Source organism: Pseudonocardia wallangbongensis (assembly GCF_054486945.1).
This window is the reverse complement of sequence record NZ_JBRERS010000003.1, coordinates 285,159-305,491: the sequence shown is the minus strand read 5'-3', so window position 1 is coordinate 305,491 and position 20,333 is coordinate 285,159. Positions and strand designations below refer to the sequence as shown.

The window sequence follows — 20,333 nt, the reverse complement described above, 5'->3', positions numbered from 1 at the left end:
GAATAATGCCTCTTTCCGTGAGTTTTCCGTCGATATCGGGCTGTGATGCTGCAACCGTCCCCGCTGCCGCCCCTGCGGCTGTCCGCGGCACGAACCGGACGAATCGACGCCGCGGTCACGCTGAGCACCGTGGCCCGGCTCGTCGCCTCCGGAGCCGCCGTGAGCAAGGCCGACCTCGTGCCCGCGGCCGGGCTGGCGCGCACCACCGTCAGCACGGCCGTGGACGAGCTGCTCGCCCGCGGGTTGCTGCAGATCGACGGCACCCGCCCGACCGTCGGCCGGGGACGACCGGCCGACCGGCTGGCGCTCTCGCCGCGCGGCGGCCACGTACTGCTCGCCGACGTCGGCGCCAGCAGCGCCCACCTCGCGCTCGTCGACCTCAGCCAGCGGATGCTCGCCCGCACCGAGGTCGACATCGACATGAACGACGGTCCGGACACGGTGCTCCGAACGGTGGAGAGCCAGCTCACCCGGTTGCGGACCACGGTTGCGGACGGCGTCCCGGTGCGCGCGGTCGTGATCGGGCTGCCCGGTCCGGTGGACGGCACCCGCGGCGTGCCGGTCCGGCCACCGATCATGCCCGGATGGCACGCCTACCCGGTGGCCACCCGGCTCTCGCAGACCTTCGACTGCCCCGCGGTGCTGGAGAACGACGTCAACCTCCGCGCGCTCGGGGAGGCCAGGGCGCTGCCCGCCGACCAGGTCCCGTTGCTCTTCGTGAAGGTCGGCACGGGCATCGGTGGAGGCCTCGTGAGCCGGGAAGGGGTGCTGCACCACGGCGCCGACGGCGCGGCGGGCGACATCGGACACGTCCGGGTGCGCGGCGCCCCCGACGACGCCTGCGTGTGCGGGAACGTGGGCTGCATCGAGGCCGTCGCGTCGGCCGGTGCGATCGCACGCCGGCTCGGGGCGCCCGGCCCGCCGATCCCGACCGCGCAGGTCCGGGCCCTGCTCGCGCGCGGGGACCCCGCCGCCGCCGCGGCCGTGCGGGAGGCCGCCGCGCTGATCGGCGAGCTCGTCGCCACGCTGGTGCACTTCTACAACCCGGCCCGCGTGACGATCGGCGGCGGCCTCTCCGCGGCCAGCGACGAGCTGCTGGCCGGCGTGCGCAGCGTCGCCTACCAGCGCGCCCTGCCGCTCGCCACCCGCAACCTGGTGCTCACCAACAGCGTGCTCGGCGAGTACGCGGGGCTCGCGGGCGCCGCCGTGCTGGGGATCGAGCGCGTGCTGTCGACGGAGTCGATCGAGCTGCTCCTCGCGCGCTGAGCGAGCTTGCGAGCGAATCAATGTCACAGTGCCTGCGCGAAGCGCCGAGCCCTGAGCGTGGTGGCGGCGGGCCGGCCGGCGTCACGGGATCGGGTGAATAAGGGGACCCCGGTGACGCGAGCGGCAGCGGGCCGGATTCACTAGCCGGGGAACAGGCATCTTTACTGGTCACGGAACCCGGACGGAAACGGACGTCGATGAGGCTCACGTCGATCCCGCTGGCGAGCGCGGAGGGCCGCCCCCGTGGCGCGGCCGCGGCCGCGGCGGCCGCCGTGGCGCTGCTGGCGCTCGGCGGGCTCGGCGTGGTGCTCGACGGCGACGCGCGGCGGCTGGTGGCCGGTCTCGGGGTGTTCGCGCTCGCCGCGGCGGCGGGCGTCTGCTGCATCGGCGCGGCCCGGCGCAGCCACGGGCGGATCCGCCGCGGCTGGGGCGCGCTCGCCGTGGCGTGCTGGTCGTGGGCGGCCGGGCAGGCGGTGTGGGCCGGGTACGAGGAGCTGCTCGGGGTTCCCACGCCGTACCCGTCCCTGGCCGACGTCGGCTTCCTGGGCTTCCCGGCCGCCGCGCTGGTGGGGCTGGCCTTCCTCGCCCCGGCCGCCTCCGGCCTCGCGACGCCACGGCGCGTGCTCGACGCGCTCCTCATCGGTTGTGCGGTGGGGCTGGTCGCCTGGGTCACCGTGCTCGACCCCGTGATCGGCACCTCCGGCGACCTGACGCACGCCGCGATGGCGATCGCCTACCCCGTCGCGGACGCCGTCCTGCTGACCGTCACGGTCCTCACGCTCGCCCAGACCCGCGACTCGCCGCTGCGCTGGGGCCTGCTCGGCGCGGCCGTGCTCGCGATGGCGGCCTCCGACACGGCGTTCGCCTACCAGGCGGCGGTGGGCGCCTACGGCAGCGGGTCGGTCGTCGACTGGGGATGGCGGATCGCGTTCTGCCTGCTCGGGATCGCCGGCACGCTCGTGCCGGGCGGCCGGCCCACCGAGCTCCGCAGCGCGCCCGCGCCCCGCGAGTCCGTCCGCGCCGGGCTGCTGCCCTACCTCCCGCTCGGGGCCGCCGCCGTGCTCGTCGCGCTCGAGGCCACGGGCGGCGTGGGCCTCGACGGCGTCGAGGTGGCGTGCATCGCGGCGCTCGTGCTGCTCGTCCTCGTGCGCCAGTACGTGACGATGCGGGAGAACCAGGAGCTCACGCGCGCGATCCGCGAACGCGAGGTGGAGCTGCACCACCTCGCCTTCCACGACCCGCTCACCGCCCTCGCGAACCGGGCGCTGTTCCTCGACCGCCTCGAGCACGCACTCGGCCGGGCCGAACGCACCCGGCAGCCCGTCTCCGTGGCCTTCGTCGACCTGGACGGGTTCAAGGCCGTCAACGACACGCTCGGGCACGCGGCGGGCGACGCGCTGCTCGTCGCGGTCGCCGACCGTCTGCGCGGGGCGCTGCGCAGCGCCGACACCCTCGCCCGCCTCGGCGGCGACGAGTTCGCCGTGCTGGTGGAACAGGGCGACGACGCGACGGCCGCCGCCCGGCGGCTGCTGGGCACCCTGCGCGACCCGTTCCACGTGCACGGCCGGTCGGTGGCGGTGTCGGCGAGCATCGGCGTGGCCACCGTCGAGGCCGATCAGGACACCGGCACCGACGCCGCAACCCGCGCCGCCACCCTGGTGCACCGCGCCGACGTCGCGATGTACGCGGTGAAGGCGTCCGGGAAGGGTGACGTCGCCGCCCACACCGCCGCGCTCGACGGGGAACCGACGGGCCGCAACGGGCGGCACTCGGTGCGCCGGGTCCGCCCGCCACTCCCCGAGGCGTTCGCCGACGCCCTGCACCGGGGCGACGTGCAGGCCATCTACCAGCCGGTGGTGGACCCGGTGTCCGGGCGGATCTCCGCCATGGAGGTGCTCGCCCGCTGGACCCACGAGGGCGAGTCCGTCCCGCCGTCCACGTTCATCCCGGCCTGCACGGCGGCCGGTCTGTCCGGCCAGCTGACCGCGCTCATGCTGGAACAGGGCCTGGCCCAGCTCGGCCTGTGGAACGCCGGGCTCGCGCACCGGCGGCTGCGGATCGCGGTGAACGTCGACCCCACCGAGTTCGGCGACAGCGGGCTGCCCGACCGCGTGGCGGGGGTCCTGCGGCGCTACGGCATCTCCCCCGGCCAGCTCGCGCTGGAGATGACCGAGACGGCCGTGAACAACCGCCCCGAGAACGCCGTCGACGTGATGCACCGGCTGCGCGAGCTCGGCGTGCGGATCGCGCTCGACGACTTCGGCACCGGCTACAGCACCCTGTCCAGGCTCGCCCGCACCCCCGTGGACACCGTGAAGATCGACCGGTGCTTCGTGGCGCACATCGACCACGACGAGCAGCAGCGCTGGTTCCTGCGCGGCCTGCTCGAGCTGTCCCGCCACCTGGGCCTGCGCACCGTGGCCGAGGGCGTCGAGCGCGCCGGGCAGCTGCACGAGCTGCGCCGCCAGGGCTGCGACCTGGTGCAGGGCCACTTCGTGGCCCGCCCCGCCACCGGCGCCCAGCTCACGCCGGCGGTGCTCGCCGACCTCCCGATCCTCGCCCCGCACCTGCGCGGGATGCGCACGAGCGACACCCGGCTCGCGGCCGGCCGTTACTTCCGCCCGGTGTCCGAACCCGGGTGAGCGCCACCCGCATCCGACGGGCGGCACGTTCGTCGGAGTCCGGGGATCGGGGCTCGCGCCGATCGGCGCGCCCTTGATCGAACCGAGATGCTGGAGACTGCCCTCACCAGGGCGTTCAGGGTGGTCTCGCAGCGATCAAGGTCGCATGATCGGGCCGAAGTGCGGCGGATCGCCCTGTCCGGGGCGCTGAGCCGCATCCCGCAACGATCACGCCCCGGGAGTTCATGATCATGTCGACTCCACGTCACGATGTCGAAGTGCTCGGCCGTTCGACAGGCACCGACGGGCGTGCCGTTCCTCGGTACGGGAACGGCTCAGGCGTCCAGCGGGACCGTCGCGGTCGGGGCGTGGGCGCGGGTCGTGGCGAGCTCCTCGAACTCCTGCACGGCGTCGATCTCGGTGCCCATGGCGATGTTCGTGACCCGCTCGCAGATGACCTCGACGACCACCGGCACCCGGTGCACGGACATCAGCTGCCGGGCCCTGGCGAAGACACCCGCGAGCTCCCGCGGGTCGGTCACGCGCAGGGCCTTGCAGCCCAGCCCCTCGGCGACCGCGACGTGGTCCACGCCGTACTTGCCCAGGCCGGGCGCGTTGATGTTGTCGAAGCCGAGCTGCACGCAGTAGTCCATGTCGAACGCCCGCTGCGCCTGGCGGATCAGCCCGAGGTAGGAGTTGTTCAGGACGAGGTGCAGGTAGGGCAGGTTGAACTGCGCGCCCACCGCGAGCTCCTCGATCATGAACTGGAAGTCGTAGTCGCCGGAGACGGCCACGACGAGCGCGTCCGGGTCGGCGGCGCGCACCCCGAGCGCGGCGGGGGCGGTCCAGCCGAGCGGGCCGGCCTGGCCCGCGTTGATCCAGTGCCGCGGCCGCTGGACGTGCAGGAACTGCGCGGCCGCGATCTGGGAGAGGCCGATCGTCGTGACGTAGCGGGTGTCGGGCCCGAACGCCCGGTTGCACTCCTCGTACACCCGCTGCGGCTTGATCGGCATGTCGTCGAAGTGCGTGCGGCGCTGCATCGTGCCCTTGCGCTGCGCGCAGTCGCGGACCCACGCGGCGCGGCCCGGCAGCTCGCGCTCGCGGGCGGCGGCGAGCATCTCGCGCAGGAACGCGCCCGCGTCGGACACCACGCCGTAGTCGGGCGCGAACACCCGCCCGACCTGGGTGGGCTCGATGTCGACGTGCACGAACGTGCGGCCCGCGCGGTAGACGTCCAGCCCGCCGGTGTGCCGGTTGGCCCACCGGTTGCCGATGCCCAGCACGAGGTCGGACGCGAGCAGGGTGGCGTTGCCGTAGCGGTGCGCGGTCTGCAGGCCCGCCATGCCGGCCATGAGCGGGTGGTCGTCGCCGATCGCGCCCCAGCCCATGAGCGTGGGCACCACCGGCACGTCGAGGAGCTCGGCCAGCTCCACCAGCTCCGCGCAGGCGTCCGCCCCGACGATGCCGCCGCCCGCGACGATCAGCGGCCGCTGCGCCGCGGCGAGCATGTCCAGGACCTTCTCGGCCTGGGCGCGGGTGGCCGCCGGCCGGTGCACGGGCAGCGGGGCGTACGTCTCGGCGTCGAAGGCGATCTCGGCCTGCTGCACGTCCAGCGGCAGGTCGATCAGCACCGGCCCCGGCCGCCCCGAGCGCATCAGGTGGAAGGCCTGGGCGAACGCGCCGGGCACCTGCCCAGGCTCGCGGACGGTGACCACCCACTTGGCGACGGGAGCGGCGATGGCGGCGACGTCGACGGCCTGGAAGTCCTCCTTGTGCAGCCGAGCCACCGGCGCCTGCCCGGTGATCGCGAGCATCGGCACGGAGTCGGCCGCTGCGGCGTAGAGGCCGGTGATCATGTCCGTGCCCGCCGGCCCGGACGTGCCGACGCAGACGCCGATGTTCCCGGCCGCCGTGCGGCTGTAGCCGTCGGCCATGTGCGCGGCGCCCTCGACGTGCCGCGCGAGGACGTGCTGCAGCCCGCCGTCCCGGCGGACGGCGTCGTAGAACGGGTTGATCGCGGCGCCCGGCACCCCGAACAGGTGCGCGACGCCCTCGCGGCGCAGGATCGCGACGGCGGCGTCGACCGCCCGCATGCGTGGCGTGCCTGCCATCACGTACTCCTTCCCGACAGCCGCTCGACGAGCAGCAGCAGCGCGCTGTGGTCGAGGTCGCCGTGGCCCATGGCGCGCAGCGCCCCGACCAGCTGCGCCACGTGCGCCCCGAGCGGGATGGTGACGCCGGCCTCGCGGGCGGCGGCGGTGACGATGCCCAGGTCCTTGTGGTGCAGGTCGATGCGGAAGCCGGGCGCGAACTCGCGGGCCCGCATGCCGGCGGCCTTGCGCTGCAGCACGGTGCTGCCGGCGAGCCCGCCGCCGAGCACCTCGGTGGCGGCCTCGGTGTCGACGCCGTGCGCCTCCAGGAACACCAGCGCCTCGGCGAGCAGCTGGATGTTGCCCGCGACGATCAGCTGGTTGGCCGCCTTCACGGTCTGGCCCGCGCCGGCCGGCCCGACGTGCACGACGGTGCCACCCACCACGTCGAGGTAGGGCCGCGCCGCCTCCACGTCCTCGGCCGAGCCGCCGACCATGATCGAGAGCGAGCCCTCCTTCGCGCCGGCCTCCCCGCCGCTGACGGGGGCGTCGACCACGCGGATGCCGCGCTCGTTGCCGGCCGTGGCGACCGCGCGGGCGACGTCGGGGCGGATGGTGGAGCAGTCGACGTGCAGGGTGCCGGGCTTCGCGGCGGCGTAGATGCCGTCGTCCCCCAGCGCGACCTGCTCGACGTCCGGGCTGTCCGGCACCATCGTGATCACGACCGCGGCGTCGCGCACGGCGTCGGCCACGCTGTCGGCGGCGCGCCCGCCGCGCTCCGCCAACGCGTCGACCGCGGGCCGGGAGCGGTTGTGGCCGACCACGTCGTGGCCGGCGTCGATCAGGTGGCCGGCCATGGGGGCGCCCATGATTCCGAGCCCGATGAAGGCGATGGTCGTCACTGCTTCTCCTCCTGCAGCCAGCCGAAGGACTGGTCGGTGGTGGTCGACGGCACGTACTCCAGCCCGATCCAGCCGGTGTAGCCGGCCGCGGCGAGGGCGGACAGGTGCGCGTCGAAGGGGATCTCGCCGGTGCCGGGCTCGTGGCGGCCGGGGGCGTCGGCGATCTGGACGTGCCCGATCCGCGCGGTGTGGTCGCGGATCACGGCGGCGACGTCGTCCCCGTTGACGGCGAGGTGGTAGAGGTCGGCCAGCAGCGCGACGTTCGGCACGCCCGCCCGGTCGGCCACGGCCAGGGCGTCGGCGGCGGTGCGCAGCGGGTAGCGGTCCGCGCCCGACAGCGGCTCGAGCACGACCGTGCCGTCGAGCAGGGCGGCGGCGCGGGCGAGGTTCTGCACGGCGAGGTCGTCCTGGTCGCGCGGGTCGACGCCGTCGGCGCGATTGCCGTAGAGCGCGTTGAACACCCGCGTGCCCAGGCGCTTGCCGATGGCCGCGGCGATGTCGATGCTGTCGCGGAACTCGGCCTCGCGTCCCGGCCACGAGGCCAGCCCGCGATCCCCGCCCGGCATGTCGCCCGCGGCCAGGTTGAGCCCGGTGAGCTGCACGCCCGCGTCCTCGATCGCGCGCACGAAGCGGTCGACCTCGCCGTCGTCGGGCGCGGCCGAGGGGAAGGGCCACCAGAACTCGACGGCGTCGAACCCGGCGGCCGAGGCGGCGGCGGGCCGGTGGAGCAGGGGCAGCTCGGTGAAGAGGATCGAGCAGTTGACGGTGTAGCGGGTGGTCACGTGTCCTCCAGGCAAGTTCAGGAAAGCCACATTGCTGTCCTCCAGGTTCAGGAATGTGGCTTTCCTGAACTTCCAGACCAACGGGCCGCCAGATCGGCGCGGCCCCTCGGGGTGAGCGCGCCATGCAGGCGCAGGCGGGCCAGGCCACCGTCGGGGAACACGTCCATGCGGACGTGCGTGACCGGGGTGGTGGGCACGCGGAAACGGTGGCGGGTGTCGGGCTGCAACGCGGTGCGCGGGAGCAGGTCCACGGGCGCGCCGTCGGCGGTGCGGCCGGTGAGCGCCGCCCAGCCGGGGGCGTTGTGCAGGAACCAGCTCGTGTCGAGCTCGGCCAGCACCAGTTCGGCCTCGGCGACGAGCGCCACCTCGACCCAGTCGTTGCCCTCGTCGCGGCGGCGGGCGTTCTCCCAGCCCTCGCCCATGGTGCGGGCGGGCCCGGGAAGCAGCAGGTTGTTCGGCGAGCCGTAGAACGCGTTGGAGCAGGCCACCACCCGGCCGCCGTTCTCGATCGCGGCGAGGTCGGCGTTGCCGAGCACGTCCAGGAGCGACGGGTTGGGCAGGGCCTCGCCGTGCACCCGCAGTCGCGCCACCCCGCCGTCCGGGAAGATCCGGAGCCGGACGTGGGTGACCCGCCGCGGGCTCTCCACGGCGAAGGCGTTCTCGGTGTCGCCCTTCACCGCGCTGCGCGCGACGAGCGGCTCCCAGTCCACCACCTCGGCCACGTCGACGCCCGCGTCGGCGCGGATGCCGTCGACCGCCACCTCGGGCGGGTAGTTGCCGGTGAACCAGGCCGTGTCGACCACGACGCCGTGCACCACCCCGGACGCCCCGAGTCGCAGGATCGCTTCGTCGTGACCGGGTGCGCGCCGCCTGCGGGTCTCCCAGCCGTCGTAGACCTTGCCCTGCGAGCCGAAGTCGGCCGGGTCGAACACCGGCCGCCCCGGTGTGATCAGGTTCTCCTTGGCGGCGAACGCGTCGTCGTTGGCGTGCACGACGGCACCGCCGATCGAACGCGACGCCAGATCGGGCAGCTCCCGGAAGTCCGTCATCAGTCCTCCCCTCGTCGTAGCAGCCGTCCGCGCGGCGTGTCGTCGACCGGTGCGCCGCGCAGCCAGGTCCGGCGCACCTCACCGGTGAGCTCGCGACCCGTGTACGGGGTGACCGCGTGGCGGTGGTGCAGCTCTCCCACCGTGTACGGCGCGTCGGGCGCGAAGACGACGAGGTCGGCGTCGGCGCCGGCGGCGATGCGGCCCTTCCGGGCCAGCCCGACGCGCGCGGCGGGCGCGTGGGCCATCCACTCGACGACGTCGGCGAGCCCGTGCCCGCGCCGGCGCGCCTCCGTCCACACGACGGGCAGCCCGACCTGCAAGGAGGCGATCCCGCCCCACGCGGTGCCGAAGTCCCCCGTCTCCAGGTGCTTCAGCGCGGGCGGCGACGGCGAGTGGTCCGACACCACCATGTCGATCACGCCGTCGGCGAGGCCCCGCCACAGCGCGTCCCGGTTGGCCGCCTCGCGCACGGGCGGGCAGCACTTGAACCGCGTGTCGCCGTCGGGCACCTCCTCGGCGGTGAGCGCGAGGTAGTGCGGGCAGGTCTCGACGCTCACGGCCACGCCGTCGGCCCGGGCGGCGGCGAGCTGCGGCAGCGCCGAGGCCGCCGACAGGTGCACGACGTGCACGCGGGCCCCGGTCTCGCGGGCGAGGCGCAGCAGTGTGGCGATCGCCCCGTCCTCGGCGGCGGGCGGGCGGGAGGCCACGAAGTCGGCGTAGCGCCGCCCGGACGCGGGACGGATCGCGTGGCCGTCCTCGGCGTGCGCGATGAGCAGGCCGTCGAACTCGGCCACCGCCTCGAGGGCGGCCCGCAGGCCGTCGGCGGACAGCGGCGGGAACTCGGGCACCCCGCTGTCGAGCAGGAAGCACTTCACGCCGAAGACGCCGTCGGCGTGCAGCTTCCCGAGCTCGCCGGTGTTGCCGGGGATGGCGCCGCCCCAGAAACCGACGTCGACCGCGCACTGCCCGGCCGCGGCGGCGCGCTTGGTCTGCAGCGCCGCCGCGTCGACGGTGGGCGGCAGCGAGTTGAGCGGCATGTCCACGATCGTCGTGACGCCACCGGCGGCCGCGGCGCGGGTGGCCGTGGCGAAGCCCTCCCACTCGGTGCGGCCGGGCTCGTTGACGTGCACGTGCGTGTCGACCAGCCCGGGCAGCAGGACCTCGTCGTCGGCGAGGATCACGTCCTCGGCATCGAGGGGCATGTCGTAGGGCAGCACCGCCTCGACCCGCTCCCCCGACACCAGCACGGCCGCCGGGCGCTCGGCACCGCCGAGGACGGCCCGCGGCGCCCGGATGACGATCACTGTTTCTCCTGGTAGGAACGCCACCTCGCGAGCTCGGAGATGTCCTCCAACGGCGGGAGCCGCGGGTACTCGCGGCGCAGGACCATCGCGAGCGACCCGGTGCCGTCGGCCAGCTCGACGACCCCCAGCTCCAGCCCGTCGGGCTCGCCGGGCAGCAGCACGTCGCGCAGCTGCTCGTAAGGCAGGTCGTAGACCTCCCCCTCGACGGCCGCGCCACCCTCGCCGACGTCCTCGAGCGCCGGGTACCTGCCGCCGACGGCGTGGAAGCGGTAGCGCGGCGCCGTGGTGGTGCGCGCGACCAGCGGGGCGTCGCCCACGAGGTGGTGGTCGGCGCCGCCGGACATGGCGGTGCCGTTCAGGAACATCCGTGGCATGTGCGGTCAGACCCCCGTGATCTGTTCGGGACGGATCGGGACGCGGCGCAGGGCCCGCCCCGTCGCCGCCCGGATCGCGGCCGCGACGGCGGGGCCGCTGGAGATCGTCGGCGGTTCGCCGACCCCCCGCACACCGTAAGGGGCGTGCGGGTCGGCGTACTCGAGAACCTCGATCTTCATCGGCGGCATGTCGAGGATCGTGGGGATCAGGTAGTCGGTGAACGAGGGGTTCTGGACGATGCCGTCGCGCACCAGCACCTCCTCCATCAGGGCGAGGCCCATGCCCTGCGCGCTGCCGCCCTGGATCTGGCCGACGACCGCGTCCGGGTTGATCGCCCTGCCGACGTCCTGCGCGGTGTCCAGCGCGACGACCTTGACGAGGCCGAGCTCCACGTCGACGTCCACGACCGCGCGGTGGGCGGAGAACGCGTACTGCACGTGGGCGTCGCCCTGGCCGGTCTCGGGGTCGATCGGGTGGGTCGGGCGGTGCCGCCACTCGACGGTCTCCTCCACGGCGTCGTCCCCGAGGACCTCCGCGAGGTCGGCGAGCACCTCGCCGCCGGCGTCGACGATCTTGACGCCGTCCAGCCGCAGGCCGGACCGCCCGAGCACGGTGGATGCCCGCCCCAGCACCGAGGCGCGCACCGCCTCGGAGGCGGCCTTCACCGCGCCGCCGGTGACGTAGGTCTGGCGCGACGCCGAGGTGGATCCGCCGGACCCGACGGTGGTGTCCTTGGGCGCGACGACGACCCGGTCGACCCCCAGCTCGGTGCGCACGATCTGCTGCTCGACGGTGATCAGCCCCTGGCCGACCTCGGCGGCGGCCGTCTGCACCGTGGCCACCGGCTCGCCGCCGATCATCTGCAGCCGCACGCGGGCGGTGGAGTAGTCGTCGAAGCCCTCGGAGAAGCCCACGTTCTTGTAGGTCACCGCGTAGCCGATGCCGCGGACCACGCCTTCGCCGTGGGTGGTGTTGGAGACCCCGCCGGGCAGGTCCCGCAGGTCGCGTTCGGTCCCGGGCTCGGGCGGCAGGGGCAGGTCACGGACCTTGCGGATCAGCTCGGCCACCGGGGCGGCGGAGTCGATCAGCTGGCCGGTGATGTTGACGTCGCCCTCCCGCATGCCGTTGCGGGCCCGGATCTCCACCCGGTCGACGCCGATCGTGTCGGCGAGCTCGTCCATCAGCGCCTCGTGTGCGAACGCGGCCTGCACGCAGCCGAACCCGCGCATCGCGCCGCACGGCGGGTTGTTCGTGTACACGCCGCGGGCGTCGACCCGCACGCTCGGGATCCGGTACGGCCCCAGGCCCAACGTGCCGCCGTTGCCGACGACCGCCGGCGTGGAGGATGCGTAGGCGCCGCCGTCGAAGAGCATGTCGGCCTTGGCGTAGACGAGGGTGCCGTCGCGCTCGGCGCCGAACTCGTAGTGCAGCCAGGCGGGGTGGCGGTGCACGTGCCCGAAGAACGACTCCTCGCGCGAGTAGCTCATCTTCACCGGCTTGCCGGTGTGCAGGGCGAGCAGGCAGGCGTGGACGTGCATGGACAGGTCCTCGCGCCCGCCGAAGGCCCCGCCGACGCCGGCGAGGTGCAGCCGCACCTCCGCCGGCTCCATGCCGAGTGCCCGGCAGACCTGCCGCTGGTCGACGTGCAGCCACTGGGTGGCGACGTAGAGGTCGACGCCGCCGTCCTCGGCGGGCACGGCGAGGCCGGACTCGGGGCCGAGGAAGGCCTGGTCCTGCATGCCGACCTCGAAGTCGAGCGCGACGACGACGGGTGCGGTGGGGTCCGGCTCGCCGCGGTGGAGCTTCAGGTGGCGCACGAGGTTGCCCCCGGGCTGCACCGGCGGGGCGGCCGCGTCCAGTGCGCGGCGCGGGTCGGTGACGGCGGGGAGCTCCTCGTACGTCACGACGATCTTCTTGGCGGCCCGCCGGGCGGTCTCGGGGTGGTCGGCGGCGACGAGCGCCACCGGCTCACCCTGGTAGCGGACGATCTCGCCGGCCAGGACCGGGGTGTCCTGGTGCTCGAGGCCGACCGAGTTCTCGCCCGGGACGTCGGCCGCGGTGAGCACGGCCCACACGCCCGGCACGGCGAGAGCCGCGGTGATGTCGATCGACGCGATCCGGGCGTGCGGGTGCGGGCTGCGCAGGGTGGCGCCCCACGCCATCTGGTCGTGCCACAGGTCGCTGGCGTAGGCGAACTCGCCGGTGACCTTGAGCGTTCCGTCCGGGCGCAGCGGGCTGTCGCCGATCCGGCCCGTGGCGCGGGTTTCGGTACTGGTCATGACTTCTCCAGCAGTTGACGGTGGACGGCCTGCGCCTCGCGGGCCAGCGCGTCCGCGTCGACGGTGAGCACCCGGTCGCGCTCGACGACCGGGCTACCGTCGACGAGCAGCAGTTCCAGGGGTGGCGGGGCGCCCAGCACGAGGGCGGCCACGGGGTCGGCGACGTCGGCGTGGGCCGGGCCGTCGATGCGCCAGAGCGCGAGGTCGGCGAGCTTGCCGACGTCGACGGAGCCGAGCTCGTCGGCCCGCCCGAGCACGGTGGCGCCGCCGAGCGTGGCGAGCTCCAGGCCGTCGCGCACGGAGAGCGCGGTGGGACCGCCGACGGCGCGGGCGAAGAGCACCGAGTGGCGCACCTCCTCCAGGAGGCTGCCGGCCTCGTTGCTCGCCGCCCCGTCCACGCCGAGGCCGATCCGGGCGCCCGCGTCGCGCAGGTCGCGGGTGCGGGCGATGCCCGCGCCGAGCCGGGCGTTGGAGGACGGGCAGTGCGCCACGCCGGTGCCGGTGTCGCCGATCCGCTTCACGGCGGCGTCGTCGAGGTGGATCGCGTGGGCGAACCAGACGTCCTCGCCGATCCAGCCGAGGCTCTCGACGTACTCCAACGGGGAACAGCCGAACCGCTCGCGGCAGAACTCCTCCTCGTCGAGGGTCTCGGCGAGGTGGGTGTGCAGCCGCACGCCGCGGCGGCGGGCGAGCCCGGCGGTCTCGCGCATGAGGTCGCCGGTGACGGAGAACGGCGAGCACGGCGCCAGCCCGATCCGCAGCATCGCACCGGGCGCCGGGTCGTGCCAGCGGTCGATCGCCTCCTCGGACGCGACGAGGATCGCGTCGCGGTCCTCCACGACGTCGTCGGGCGGGAGCCCGCCGTCGCGTTCCCCGAGGTCCATCGAGCCGCGGGTCGGGTGGAAACGCAGGCCCACGTCGCGGGCGGCGGTGATCTCGGCGCCGAGCAGGTCGCCGCCCTCCCGCGGGAACACGTAGTGGTGGTCGGTGCTGGTGGTGCAGCCGGTGCGGGCGAGCTGGGCGAGCGCCCCGCTCGCGCCGACGTGCACCGCGTGCTCGTCGATCCCGGCCCACACCGGGTAGAGCGTGGTGAGCCACTCGAAGAGCGTCGAGTCGACGGCGAGGCCGCGGGTGACCCACTGGTAGAGGTGGTTGTGCGTGTTGACGAACCCCGGTGTGAGCAGGCAGCCCCGCCCGTCCACGACGCGCGCCCCCTCGGCGCGCGGCGCGGGGCCCGAGCCGACCGCGGTGATCCGGTTGCCCTCCACGACCACGTGCCCGTCCGGGTACTCCTGCCCGGAGACGGTGATGACGTGCGCCCCTTCGATGACGATCATTCGGCACGCTCCGCGGCGGTCCGCACGGCATCCATGATCTTCTCGTAGCCGGTGCACCGGCACAGGTTCCCGGCCAGGGCCTCCCGGATCTCCGGGTCGGACGGGTGGGGGTTGCGCTGCAGCAGGTCGTGGGTGGAGACGATCAGACCCGGCGTGCAGAAGCCGCACTGCACGGCGCCCCGCTCCACGAACGCCTGCTGCACCGGGTGCAGCTCCTCGCCGGACCCGAGCCCCTCCACGGTGGTGACCTCGCGCCCGCTCGCCTGCCCCGCCGCCACCAGGCACGAGCACACCGGGGTGCCGTCCAGGTAGACCGTGCAGGAGCCGCACTCGCCCTGCTCGCAGGCGTTCTTCGACCCGGGCAGGCCGAGCCGCTCGCGCAGGGCGTAGAGCAGGCTCTCGCCCTCCCACACGTCGTCGGCTTCCCGCCGCTCGCCGTTGATCGTCAGTTGAATGCGCATCTCTACGCGGCCCTCCGGTAGTCGTCCCACGCCCAGGTGGCGGCGCGCCGCGCCATCACCGACAGGGAATGCAGCCGGTACGCGGCGCTGCCGCGCACGTCGTCGATGGGGGCGGCGGCGTCGCGGACCTTCCGCCCGAACTCCACGGCGAGCCCCTCGGGCAGCGCGCCCCGGGACTCCCACAGCCCGGCCGCCGCCAGCTCGCCCGCCAGGAAGTCCCCGGCGGCGAGGGCTCGGCGCGGGGTGGGTGCGGCCGAGCCGATGCCGGTGCCGACGGCCTGCCGGCCCGGGTGCAGGGCCAGCCCGAACGCCGACACGGCGATCACCATGGCGTTGCGGGTGCCGATCTTGCAGAACTGCTGGGGCCCGCTCGCCGGCGCGATCAGGATCGCCGCGATCAGCTCGTCGGGTGCGAGCACGTTGCGCTTCACGCCCGTGTAGAACTCCGCGGCGGGGACGCGCCGGACTCCGCGCACCGACGCGAGCTCGACCTCCGCGTCGGCCGCGAGCAGCGGCGGGTGGCTGTCCCCGGCCGGCGAGGCCGCACCGAGGTTGCCGCCCACCGTGCCGCGGTTGCGGATCTGCGGTGACCCCACCGTTCGCGCGGCCATCGCGAGGCCCGGCAACCGGTCGCCCAGCTCGTCGATGATCCGGGTGTAGGTGACGCCCGAGCCCAGCCGGATCCGGCCGTCGGGGTCGGCGCCCCACTCCCGCAGCTCGGGGACGCGGGTGAGGTCGAGCAGCGCGGGCGGGCGCCGGTGGTCGAAGTTGATCTCGACCATCACGTCGGTGCCGCCGGCCACCGGCACGGCGTCCGGCTGCTCGGCCTTCGCCGCGAGCGCGTCGGCCCACGTCGTCGGGGCGAGGAAGTCCATGCCAGAAAGTAGAGCGCTGTCGGGCGACACGCAGAAGTCGCCGTCGTGACGAATCGCCCGACCCGGGACCCCGAATGGGTTGTAGGTTCCTCCAATGCAGCTGCGCGACCTGCTCGCGAACCCCGCCCTGCGGTTGCGGCTGCTGCACGCCGGCAGCGCGCCGGACGCCCTCGATCGGCCGGTCCGCTGGGTCTACACCACCGATCTGATCGACCCGGGCCGCTACCTGTCGGGCGGCGAGCTGGTGATCAGCGGGCTGGTCTGGCACCACGAGCCGGCCGACAGCGAGCGGTTCGTCGCCGCCGTCGCCGGCGCCGGCGCGGTGGCGCTCGCCGCGGGCGAGGCGGTGTTCCACGGCATCCCGGACGACCTGGTCGACGCCTGTCGCCGCCACGACCTCGCACTGCTCGCCGTACCCGAGGAGGTGTCGTTCGCGGCGGTCACCGAGCTGGTGGTCGGCGCGCTCACGGCCGCACGCGGCGACCGGCTCGCGCACACCCTCGGCCGGCAGCGCAGGCTGCTCTCGGCCGTCGCGGGTGGGCTCGGGCTCGACGAGCTCGCCGCCGAGGTCTCGATGACCACCGGCGTCGTGATCCGGGTCCTCTCCGCCACCGGCCGCGCCGTCGTGGCGGGCCCGATCGCACTCGCGGGCGACGAGCTGGACGCCGCCGTCACCACGTTCCTCACCGCGAACCGGCTGCCGGCGGTCGTGCCCGGCACCGGGCGATCCGTGTTCCCGGTGGGCCCCGCCTCCGAGGAACGGGTGACCTCATGGTTCGTGGTCGCCGACGGCGACTGCACGCGCTGGGAGAACGAGATCGGCGACACCGTCGGCGAGCTGGTCGCGATCACCGCGCTCGACCGGGCCCGTCGCGGGGAGGGCCTGCGGCTCGCCCGCGAGATCGCCGAGGACGCGATCGGGCTCGTGGCGGCGGGGTCGGTGCACCGGCCCGAGGTCACCGTGCGGCTGCGGCAGGCGGGCCTCGACCCGGACACGCCGATGGTGGTCGCCGTGGCCGGGTTCGGGACGCCCGACCGCGTGCAGACCGCCCGTTCCGTGCTCGTCGACGCCGTGACGCACGTCGGGCCGCCGGTGGTCGGCGTCCACGACGGGCTGGCGGTGGCGCTGCTGCCCGCGGGCCCGCCGGACGCACCGTCGGACGCCGTGCTCGGCACGGCGCTGCGCCGGCTCGTCCCCGGGCTGGGCTCGGACCGGCTCACGGTGGGCGTGAGCCGGCCCGCGCCGATCGAGGCGCTCTCCGGCGCGCTCCAGGAGGCCCGGCACGCCCGCGAGCTGGCCGCCCGCCGGCCCGGCCCGGTGCACGTCGTCACCGGCGCCGAGGTCACCTCGCACGTCGGGCTGCTCGCCGCCGTGCCCGACGAGGTGCGCCTCGCGTTCGCGATGCGCGTGCTGGAGCCGGTGCTGGACTACGACGCCCGCACCGGCGCCGGCCTGCGCGAGACCCTCGAGGCGTTCCTCGAGTGCTCGGGGTCGTGGAGCCGCGCCGCGCAGCGGCTGCACCTGCACGTCAACACCGTCCGGTACCGGATCGGGCGGGTCGAGGAGCTCACCGGCCGCAACCTGGCCGAGCTCTCCGACCGCGTGGACGTGTACCTGGCGCTCCGCTCGCTGTAGGAGGTCCCGAACAACTCCGGCCGTAGCGAGCGGCGTCCGGGTGGTGTCCTCGCGGTCGGAGAGCTCGGACCGATACCCCGGTCGCTCTGGCCACCGGGAGCGGCTTGATCAGCGGATCGGTGCACCGACGGCCGTATGTGGGGGCCGCCCCCGCACCGATGCCGTGATCATGTCCGCCCGCACCCCACGCCCGCTGGGCGCGCGGGAAGGTCCCTTGGCCGGCACGCTCCGCCGACCGCGTGAACGCGGCACGGCTCGCGCCCGTACCCACCGGAGAGATCCACTTCCCGACACCTGGAGATCTCCGTGCACACATCGTGGAAGGCGGCCCTGATCGCCGGAGCCGCCCTGGTCTCGATCGCCTCCTGCGCCATCGCCGACCAGGTGCCCCCCGCGCTCAGCCAGCCCGTCGGCGGGCCCGCCGCAGCGCCGGCCGCCGGACCCGAACCCGTCGACGTCGTCGGCCTGGTCGGTGGGACCTCGCTGGTGCGCTTCAGCACCGCCGACACCGCGCTCGCCCCAGCCGTCCCGGTGTCCGGCCTCGACGGGGACACCCGCCTCGTGGGCATCGACTTCCGGGTCCGGGACCGGACTCTCTACGGCGTCGGCGAGGCGGGCGGGCTGTACTCGCTCACCGACGGCGGCACCGCCACCGAGGTCGGCCGGCTGGCCCAACAGTTGGACGGCGAGGTGTTCGGCGTGGACTTCAACCCCGCCGCGGACGCGCTCCGGATCATCAGCGACACCGGGCAGAACCTGCGCCAGCCGTTCGCTGCGACGCCGCTGACGGAGTCGGTCGCCGACACCGCCCTGACCAACCCCGCCCGGGCCCCCGCCACCGGCACGGTGCCGGCCACCGGTGTGGTCTCCGCGGCCTACACCAACAACGACACCCAGGACACGACCGCGACGTCACTGTTCGTGCTCGACGCCGGCGCGGGCCGCATCTCGCTGCAGTCGCCGGCCAACGCCGGCACGCTGGCACCGGCGGGCAGCCTCGGCGTCGAGGCCGAGGCCGGGTGGGGGTTCGACATCCACACCGATGAGGACGGCGTCAACACCGGCTACGCCACGATGCGGGGCGGCAGCGGGTACGAGCTGTACTCGATCGACCTGCTCAGCGGCGCGGCGACCCGGATCGGCGCCCTCGACGGCACGGTCAGCGACATCGCCGTCGACATCCGGTGAGATCCGCCGACCGTTCCTGGACCAGTACGAACGGTCGTGCTAGAAATGGCGGCATGAGCAAGGGCGAGGCGACCCGCGGGGTCATTCTCGACGAGGCGGGCCGGCTGGCGCGCCGCGTCGGCCTCGGCGGCCTCACGATCGGCTCGCTCGCCACCCAGACCGACATGAGCAAGAGCGGCCTCTTCGCCCACTTCGGCTCCAAGGAGTCGCTGCAGCTGCAGGTGCTCGAGCACAGCAGGGACCGGTTCGTCGACGAGGTCATCCGCCCCGCGCTCAAGGCGCCGCGGGGCGTGACCCGGGTGCGGGACCTCTTCGGGCGCTGGCTCGCGTGGGACTCGGTCGAAGGCGGCTGCCCGCTCGTCGCCGCCTCCTTCGAGCTCGACGACCAGCCCGGACCGGTGCGGGAGAGTCTCGTCCGCGTGCAGCGCGACTGGGCCGACACCCTCGCCACGGTGTTCACCACCGGCATCGGCGAGGGCCACTTCCGGCCCGACGCCGACCCCCGCCAGTTCGCCCAGGACGCCCAGGGCGTGATGCTCTCCTTCCACATGTCGAGCCGCCTGCTCTCCGACCCGGACGCGGCCGACCGCGCCCACCGCGCCCTCGACGCGCTCCTCGCCACCGCCGCCGCCTGACCGTCATGCCCTGGAGGGGCCCATGCCCGCGTCGCCGACAAATAGCACGATCGTTCGTGCCTTTGACTGGGGTGAGCGGTTCGCACCGCCGATCGCCGCCCGCGTGGCGGCCCGGCTGTGGTTCACCCTCCCGCCCGCGATCGCGCGGGACCGCCTCCCCGGGTTGCCACCGGGCGAGGCCGCGCGGGTGCAGCTGCACGGGCGACCGTTGCACGCGGTGGCGTGGGGCGCGGGCGAGCCGGTCTACCTCCTGCACGGGTGGGGCGGGCGGTCCGAGCAGCTCGGCGGCTTCGTCGCACCGCTGGTGGCCGCCGGGCACCGGGTGATCGCCTTCGACGGGCCGAGCCACGGGGCGTCCCCCGCCGGGGCCCACGGCCCGCGCTCGACCACGATCCCCGAGCTCGCCGACGCGCTGCACGCCGCCGTCGCCGAGCACGGCACGCCGCACGCGGTGATCGCCCACTCCATGGGCGCCGCCGCCGTCGCCCACGCCGTCCGCACCGGGCTGCGGCCGGCCGCGCTCGTCCTCCTCGCACCCGCGGCGGACCCGCGCTGGGTGCTCGACCGGTTCGTGCACCGGCTCGGCGCCGGGCCGCGGGTGCGGGCCGGCCTGGAGCGCGCGGTCGTGCGGCGGGTCGGGCTGCCGTGGGAGACGTTCGACGTCCCGTCGCTGCACCGTTCGACGCCCGTGCCGCCCACGCTCGTGGTGCACGACGCGGCCGACCGGGAGCTCGGCGCGGAACACGGCCGCGCCATCGCCGACGCCTGGCCCGGCGCGCGGCTGCGGGAGACCGAGGGCCTCGGCCACCGCAGGCTGTTGCGCGACCCGGCGGTGATCGACGAGGCCGTCCGGTTCGTCGCCACCGCCCGCGCCGCGCGGCGGCCGGCATGATCGTCCGCCCGCTGGACCGCGCCTGCGCGGACGTCGCCGTCGACGCGGTCTTCGCCGGCCTGTCCCCGCGCAGCCGCTACCTGCGCTTCCACTCCCCCGTGCCGCGGCTGCCGGCGTCCGTGCGGGCCCGGCTCGTGGACGTCGACGGGCGCCGGCACGCCGCCGTCGTCGCCGAGGACCGCGACCTCGGGCCGATCGGGCTCGCCCAGATCTTCGGCGACGGCAACGGCACGGCCGACGTCGCCGTCGCGGTGGTGGACGCCTGGCAGCGGCGCGGGATCGGCAGGCGGCTGCTCACGGCCGTCGCCGCCCTCGCCGAGGAGATCGGGTACACCGAACTGCGGGGCTCGGTCCTGCCGGAGAACGTGGCGATGCAGGGGCTCGCCCGCAGCGTGCTGCCCTGGGCCCGGCCGTGGTTCGACGGCGAGACCGTGCAGTTCGTCGCCCCGATCGGCCCGGCCGCCTGGACCGTGACGCACGAGGACCTGCTGGCCGACCTGGTGCGTTAGTGGGATGTCCACGAACCTTCACCGGCTCGCCGGGCGCCGGTGGAGCGAACGGCGCGTTCGATCGCACCTAGCGTGCGAGGGCGCCGTTAGCAGTGGTTGTTGGGTCCGGCTTGCAGACAGTTGATCGTTGCG

At 74.7% G+C, this 20,333-nt stretch carries 17 protein-coding genes; 7 read left to right on the top strand and 10 right to left on the bottom strand.

The window, feature by feature from the left end; genetic code table 11:
- Nucleotides 1-45 precede the first annotated feature (45 nt).
- Nucleotides 46-1,266: an ROK family protein gene (locus tag ACU436_RS12830; RefSeq protein WP_459024838.1), complete on the top strand. Its 1,221-nt coding sequence runs from the start codon at nucleotides 46-48 to the stop codon at nucleotides 1,264-1,266.
- Between the two features lie 197 nt (nucleotides 1,267-1,463).
- Nucleotides 1,464-3,908, top strand: a complete 2,445-nt coding sequence (locus ACU436_RS12825; RefSeq protein ID WP_459024836.1) for a putative bifunctional diguanylate cyclase/phosphodiesterase — start codon at nucleotides 1,464-1,466, stop codon at nucleotides 3,906-3,908.
- A 314-nt stretch (nucleotides 3,909-4,222) separates the two neighbouring features.
- Here ACU436_RS12825 and gcl read toward each other — a convergent pair whose 3' ends face one another.
- Genes gcl through ACU436_RS12775 form a run of 10 tightly spaced genes read right to left on the bottom strand, consistent with a single transcriptional unit; the run spans nucleotide 4,223 to nucleotide 15,341 of the window.
- Nucleotides 4,223-5,998, bottom strand: coding sequence for a glyoxylate carboligase (gcl, locus tag ACU436_RS12820; protein WP_459024834.1), 1,776 nt, complete (start codon nucleotides 5,996-5,998; stop codon nucleotides 4,223-4,225).
- Nucleotides 5,998-6,879 carry a 2-hydroxy-3-oxopropionate reductase gene (locus tag ACU436_RS12815; RefSeq protein ID WP_459024832.1) on the bottom strand — a complete coding sequence of 294 codons (882 nt, stop codon included), beginning with the start codon at nucleotides 6,877-6,879 and terminating at the stop codon, nucleotides 5,998-6,000. The genes gcl and ACU436_RS12815 overlap by 1 nt, the downstream gene beginning before the upstream one ends.
- Nucleotides 6,876-7,661, bottom strand: a complete 786-nt coding sequence (locus ACU436_RS12810) for a hydroxypyruvate isomerase family protein (protein WP_459024831.1) — start codon at nucleotides 7,659-7,661, stop codon at nucleotides 6,876-6,878. The genes ACU436_RS12815 and ACU436_RS12810 overlap by 4 nt, the downstream gene beginning before the upstream one ends.
- A gap of 47 nt (nucleotides 7,662-7,708) precedes the next feature.
- Nucleotides 7,709-8,710 (bottom strand): allantoicase, encoded by a 1,002-nt coding sequence (alc, locus tag ACU436_RS12805; RefSeq protein ID WP_459024829.1) that lies wholly within the window; start codon nucleotides 8,708-8,710, stop codon nucleotides 7,709-7,711.
- Nucleotides 8,710-10,014, bottom strand: coding sequence for an allantoinase AllB (gene allB / locus ACU436_RS12800; RefSeq protein ID WP_459024827.1), 1,305 nt, complete (start codon nucleotides 10,012-10,014; stop codon nucleotides 8,710-8,712). The genes alc and allB overlap by 1 nt, the downstream gene beginning before the upstream one ends.
- Entirely contained in the window at nucleotides 10,011-10,388 is a 378-nt protein-coding gene (locus ACU436_RS12795) for an allophanate hydrolase-related protein (RefSeq protein ID WP_459024825.1), read from the bottom strand. The genes allB and ACU436_RS12795 overlap by 4 nt, the downstream gene beginning before the upstream one ends.
- A gap of 6 nt (nucleotides 10,389-10,394) precedes the next feature.
- Nucleotides 10,395-12,668 (bottom strand): xanthine dehydrogenase subunit D, encoded by a 2,274-nt coding sequence (gene pucD, locus ACU436_RS12790; RefSeq protein WP_459024823.1) that lies wholly within the window; start codon nucleotides 12,666-12,668, stop codon nucleotides 10,395-10,397.
- A complete protein-coding gene (locus ACU436_RS12785) occupies nucleotides 12,665-14,005 on the bottom strand; it encodes an 8-oxoguanine deaminase (RefSeq protein ID WP_459024821.1) in 1,341 nt (446 codons plus the stop codon). The genes pucD and ACU436_RS12785 overlap by 4 nt, the downstream gene beginning before the upstream one ends.
- Complete coding sequence (locus tag ACU436_RS12780; RefSeq protein ID WP_459024819.1) at nucleotides 14,002-14,466, bottom strand: (2Fe-2S)-binding protein; 465 nt, start codon at nucleotides 14,464-14,466, stop codon at nucleotides 14,002-14,004. The genes ACU436_RS12785 and ACU436_RS12780 overlap by 4 nt, the downstream gene beginning before the upstream one ends.
- A gap of 2 nt (nucleotides 14,467-14,468) precedes the next feature.
- Nucleotides 14,469-15,341, bottom strand: a complete 873-nt coding sequence (locus tag ACU436_RS12775; protein WP_459024817.1) for an FAD binding domain-containing protein — start codon at nucleotides 15,339-15,341, stop codon at nucleotides 14,469-14,471.
- 94 nt (nucleotides 15,342-15,435) lie between these two features.
- Here ACU436_RS12775 and ACU436_RS12770 point away from each other — a divergent pair, with 94 nt between their 5' ends.
- The 5 genes from ACU436_RS12770 to ACU436_RS12750 all read left to right on the top strand — a co-directional run bounded on the left by ACU436_RS12770 (nucleotide 15,436) and on the right by ACU436_RS12750 (nucleotide 20,201).
- The gene (locus ACU436_RS12770; protein ID WP_459024816.1) at nucleotides 15,436-16,977 is read left to right on the top strand and encodes a PucR family transcriptional regulator; all 1,542 of its coding nucleotides are present in this window, start codon (nucleotides 15,436-15,438) and stop codon (nucleotides 16,975-16,977) included.
- Between the two features lie 306 nt (nucleotides 16,978-17,283).
- Nucleotides 17,284-18,165, top strand: a complete 882-nt coding sequence (locus ACU436_RS12765) for a DUF4394 domain-containing protein (protein ID WP_459024815.1) — start codon at nucleotides 17,284-17,286, stop codon at nucleotides 18,163-18,165.
- Between the two features lie 53 nt (nucleotides 18,166-18,218).
- Nucleotides 18,219-18,800 carry a TetR/AcrR family transcriptional regulator gene (locus ACU436_RS12760; protein WP_459024813.1) on the top strand — a complete coding sequence of 194 codons (582 nt, stop codon included), beginning with the start codon at nucleotides 18,219-18,221 and terminating at the stop codon, nucleotides 18,798-18,800.
- A 103-nt stretch (nucleotides 18,801-18,903) separates the two neighbouring features.
- Complete coding sequence (locus ACU436_RS12755; RefSeq protein ID WP_459024811.1) at nucleotides 18,904-19,692, top strand: alpha/beta fold hydrolase; 789 nt, start codon at nucleotides 18,904-18,906, stop codon at nucleotides 19,690-19,692.
- Nucleotides 19,689-20,201 (top strand): GNAT family N-acetyltransferase, encoded by a 513-nt coding sequence (locus ACU436_RS12750; RefSeq protein WP_459024809.1) that lies wholly within the window; start codon nucleotides 19,689-19,691, stop codon nucleotides 20,199-20,201. The genes ACU436_RS12755 and ACU436_RS12750 overlap by 4 nt, the downstream gene beginning before the upstream one ends.
- Nucleotides 20,202-20,333 lie beyond the last annotated feature (132 nt).

Bases quoted from the DNA above. Each gene is read 5' to 3' on its own strand.
- ACU436_RS12760 (WP_459024813.1), top strand. From the start codon at position 18,219: ATGAGCAAGGGCGAGGCGACCCGCGGGGTCATTCTCGACGAGGCGGGC.
- ACU436_RS12785 (WP_459024821.1), bottom strand. From the start codon at position 14,005: ATGATCGTCATCGAAGGGGCGCACGTCATCACCGTCTCCGGGCAGGAG.
- ACU436_RS12830 (WP_459024838.1), top strand. From the start codon at position 46: ATGCTGCAACCGTCCCCGCTGCCGCCCCTGCGGCTGTCCGCGGCACGA.
- alc (WP_459024829.1), bottom strand. From the start codon at position 8,710: ATGACGGACTTCCGGGAGCTGCCCGATCTGGCGTCGCGTTCGATCGGC.
- pucD (WP_459024823.1), bottom strand. From the start codon at position 12,668: ATGACCAGTACCGAAACCCGCGCCACGGGCCGGATCGGCGACAGCCCG.
- ACU436_RS12750 (WP_459024809.1), top strand. From the start codon at position 19,689: ATGATCGTCCGCCCGCTGGACCGCGCCTGCGCGGACGTCGCCGTCGAC.
- ACU436_RS12775 (WP_459024817.1), bottom strand. From the start codon at position 15,341: ATGGACTTCCTCGCCCCGACGACGTGGGCCGACGCGCTCGCGGCGAAG.
- ACU436_RS12795 (WP_459024825.1), bottom strand. From the start codon at position 10,388: ATGCCACGGATGTTCCTGAACGGCACCGCCATGTCCGGCGGCGCCGAC.
- ACU436_RS12825 (WP_459024836.1), top strand. From the start codon at position 1,464: ATGAGGCTCACGTCGATCCCGCTGGCGAGCGCGGAGGGCCGCCCCCGT.
- ACU436_RS12770 (WP_459024816.1), top strand. From the start codon at position 15,436: ATGCAGCTGCGCGACCTGCTCGCGAACCCCGCCCTGCGGTTGCGGCTG.
- gcl (WP_459024834.1), bottom strand. From the start codon at position 5,998: ATGGCAGGCACGCCACGCATGCGGGCGGTCGACGCCGCCGTCGCGATC.
- ACU436_RS12780 (WP_459024819.1), bottom strand. From the start codon at position 14,466: ATGCGCATTCAACTGACGATCAACGGCGAGCGGCGGGAAGCCGACGAC.